At 42.5% G+C, this 3506-nt stretch carries 3 protein-coding genes; 1 reads left to right on the plus strand and 2 read right to left on the minus strand.

Going from position 1 to position 3506, the window contains the following annotated elements:
- Nucleotides 1–836: 836 nt before the first annotated feature.
- On the minus strand, nucleotides 837–1571 hold the full coding sequence (locus ABFQ95_08060; GenBank protein ID MEN8237472.1) for a methyltransferase: 735 nt from the start codon (nucleotides 1569–1571) through the stop codon (nucleotides 837–839).
- Between the two features lie 91 nt (nucleotides 1572–1662).
- Between ABFQ95_08060 and ABFQ95_08065 the strand changes: the two genes are divergently transcribed.
- A complete protein-coding gene (locus ABFQ95_08065) occupies nucleotides 1663–2694 on the plus strand; it encodes a polyprenyl synthetase family protein (GenBank protein ID MEN8237473.1) in 1032 nt (343 codons plus the stop codon).
- Nucleotides 2695–2850: 156 nt separating this feature from the next.
- On the opposite strand, the gene ABFQ95_08070 is transcribed toward ABFQ95_08065, so the two are convergent.
- Nucleotides 2851–3057 carry a hypothetical protein gene (locus ABFQ95_08070; GenBank protein ID MEN8237474.1) on the minus strand — a complete coding sequence of 69 codons (207 nt, stop codon included), beginning with the start codon at nucleotides 3055–3057 and terminating at the stop codon, nucleotides 2851–2853.
- Nucleotides 3058–3506: the final 449 nt, after the last annotated feature.

Here is a 3506-nt window from a genome sequence, read left to right on the forward strand (position 1 = left end):
GTTGATGTAATTCGTGCTTTTGTGCACAGATGCCCTTAAAGCAAGGCTCCAAATCCCTTGTCAGAGGCCGCGGAGCGAGAGAAGCGAGCGCAGCGCCTGCCTAGCAGGTTGCCTTGACTAGGGATTTGGAACCTTGCTACAAAATGCTGTGCTCAAAAGCAGAATATCTAACAGAGCATGATTAAAAATGAGTACATTCTGTCAGAAAATCTGATGCCAAGAAGGTAGGACTTGATCGATGAGATTGGGCCTTTGTAGTATCTAAGAAACGAAGGTCATTTGTCCGATTCCCGCTGAACCAACACACGTCTTCATCAAGTGTCGCAGCGACTTGGTTTAGTTGTTTTTTAAAATCCTCGCATGTATAGCAAAGGTCAGTTCTTGGAGTGCAAAACACAATATGAGGCAAATCTTCATGCCAAATTCTTATAAAAGTTCGATATTCAACAGCTTTGCCTCCTTGTGTAATTACACTATCTTTGTACACTTGATGGGTTGAATGATAGTTCATGACTGACGGTAGAAGAATTCGCAATGACTTGCCTTTTCTAACGTCTCTTCCAGGATCTGGCAAGCCATGACTGGCAGCAAAATTTATGTGGCAGTCAAAAGCCTCTCATTAGTTGGTATTAAAACATCCATTTGAATCAACTCAATGCGCCCCTTACTGAAAGAACATTACGTGCTTGCAATAAAAAACATCCTATGATACGCATTATACTATTGATTTTCGATATTTTGCGCAAGATCGAAGTTAAGAGAAAATTAAGATAAATATTGACTAATTGGGCGAGTTTTCACCCTAAGCCACCTTTTCGCTGACACGGCGCCATATACTAAAATTGCATTGCAGTTGGAGTCCTTAAAATCTGATTTACACCCGTGGTATACGTGCCATCTTCATTGTGTAAAACAAGTCCTGGTAACAGGCACAAAGGCGTGCGTGCTCTTTTTTTCGCACGGATGATAATTCGTTTGGCAGGTTTGTCTGTTTTAGACCAGAGGGGCAGCACAACAATCTCCCCAAAACTTTTGCTTATCAGGGATAAGAGTTTAGGCAAGCGATCAGCTCGATGAATGAGTGTGAGTAGACCCTTAGGTTTGAGCATTTTCGTGCAAAACTTGAGCCACTCTTCAAGAGTGACTTCGGAGCCATGATGAGAAATAGCTTTTAAGACATAGGGCGAAACTTCAGAGATTTCATCAGCCATATAAGGTGGATTGGTAACCACATGATCGAAGCTATTGGGTTGAATTTCCTGGGGTGGGTTTTGTACGGTTCCTTGAATGATGCATGCTCGACCCTGCATATGATTCAGTTGAATATTTTTGCTGGCAAGCTCTACAAGCTCATGCTGAATTTCAAGCCCTGTCAGTTGACAATCTTGGAGTCTTGATCCGATGCACAAGAGCACTACACCAACGCCAGTGCCAACATCTAGGATTTTTTGATTCTCTTTTGCAACAACAGATGCTGCCAGCAGCACTGCATCAATGCCGAAACGATATCCTGTCAAAGGTTGGTACAGCTTAATTGCTCCCCCAAGGAGCAGATCTTGGGTTGTCTCCATAATTTAACAATCCAGGTTTTTCATTGAGTTTTGCCAAATATCGTAGTCTAATCGGGAGACTAACTCATCTACAAAAGGAATTAAAGCATTTATGTCTGTCAACACACTTCTTACAACAGATCCAGAGATCAAGCCAGAAGTCTCTCCAATACAGCAACTTGCCTCTTACGTTGAAACCGATCTTGGCCGAGTTCAAGACTTAATGCAGAATCGGACGGACAGTCATGTTCCACTAATTCCCAAGCTGGCGGGACATATTATTACCGCAGGTGGCAAATACTTCCGAGCTTTGTTAACTTTGGCAACAGCCAAAGCGTGTGGTTACCGGGGGGATCGCCATGTAGAGCTGGCAGCTTGCATTGAGTTTATTCACAATGCAACCCTCTTGCACGATGATGTGATAGATGAAAGCATGCGCCGGCGTGGCGTTCCTAGTGCTAATGCCATATGGGGCGACAAGGCCAGCATTCTTGTGGGAGATTTTCTTTTTAGCAGGGCCTTTGAATTGATGGTTGGAGGTGAAGATGGGTCAATGGATGTTTTAGCGATCCTCTCTCAAACCGCTTCTTTGCTTATTGAAGGCGAAGTACAGCAACTCACCTTAATGAATAACACGGAAATGACCCAAGAGGTGTATCTAGAAATTATTCGTGCCAAAACAGCTCGTTTATTTGCGGCCAGTTGCGAAATTGGGGGTGTAATTGCCAAATGTTCTCCCAAACAACGCCAGGCTTTAGCGGACTATGGGATGAATCTGGGAATTGCCTTTCAATTGGTGGATGATATCCTGGATTATCAGTCAAATTCTGAGACGCTCGGAAAAGATATCGGCACTGATTTTCGGGAAGGAAAAATGACACTGCCTGTGATTTACGCCTATGCTTTAGGAAGCAATAAAGAACAGCAATTTTGGCAGCGCACTATCGCTGAATGCAAGCAAGAAGAGGAAGACTTTTCTGAGGCCCTTGCATACCTACAACAGCACGATGTGTTTGCTAAAACCTCAAAACTTGCTGAAGAGTTTGTCAGAAAAGCCCAGTACGCATTGGTTCCATTTGGTAAGGGTCAGCCATGGGATTTATTTGCAGAAGTTGTGGCTTCTTCTGTTAAGCGGTCTTACTAGCAAAGCATAGCCTTGGAGTGCAAAATCCAGCTATCCGATTATCCAATTATTTTGGGTGTGGCTATTGCGTATTGCGGAGAACGTGAACACCTTCGGCGGAGATCGTGAACGGTTCAACCACTCCTTCAGTGACAACTCGTCATAAAAAAAAATTGTTCACGCATCAATCATTTTTTTCACTTTTCTCATCGAATCTCCTTTCAGTTCAAATTTTATAGATCTACCCAAAATACGATCTAAAATGGTTCTGTCGCATCTGTTGTGCTCAGCGACAATTAGAATTGCGGATTGTGTCGTTTGCGCCACACTACTAGCAATCAAGTTAATCATTTGTCTGTATCCTTTATTTTTCAACTGTTTCATCCTAATTTTCATTTTTTTGATCCTGGTCATTTTTGCAACACACTTTTGTGTTGCCTCATTTAAAAATCTTACCTCTGACAAGCTGTTGCCTCACATAAAATCTTACCGGTATTTTTGCGATGGCTTTTTAGTCTTTTTCTCTTTTCTCTTTTCTCTTTTCTCTTTTCATTATCAAACTCCTTGATATCCCTTATGCAGACTTTGTTTCTGGTTTTTCGCTTGACGTTAAAATTTCTTTTTTGCTGGCAGAATTTGCGACTCTAAAACTGGGGGCGTTTAGCTCCAAAATCATAGAGTGGGGTGCAGCGCAGTTCACCAAGGGTGTTGATCAGGTACGGAGGTTAGAAACAAAAGAAGCATAAGCTACCTAAGAAGCTTAGGTGGGCTGTGTTAAAAGCTGGTGAAGATAACAAGCTTACTGAAAACCAGAAAGCTGCCTTGAAAGAGCT

This window comes from Pseudomonadota bacterium, from assembly GCA_039714795.1.
GTDB lineage: Bacteria > Pseudomonadota > Alphaproteobacteria > JAGOMX01 > JAGOMX01 > JBDLIP01.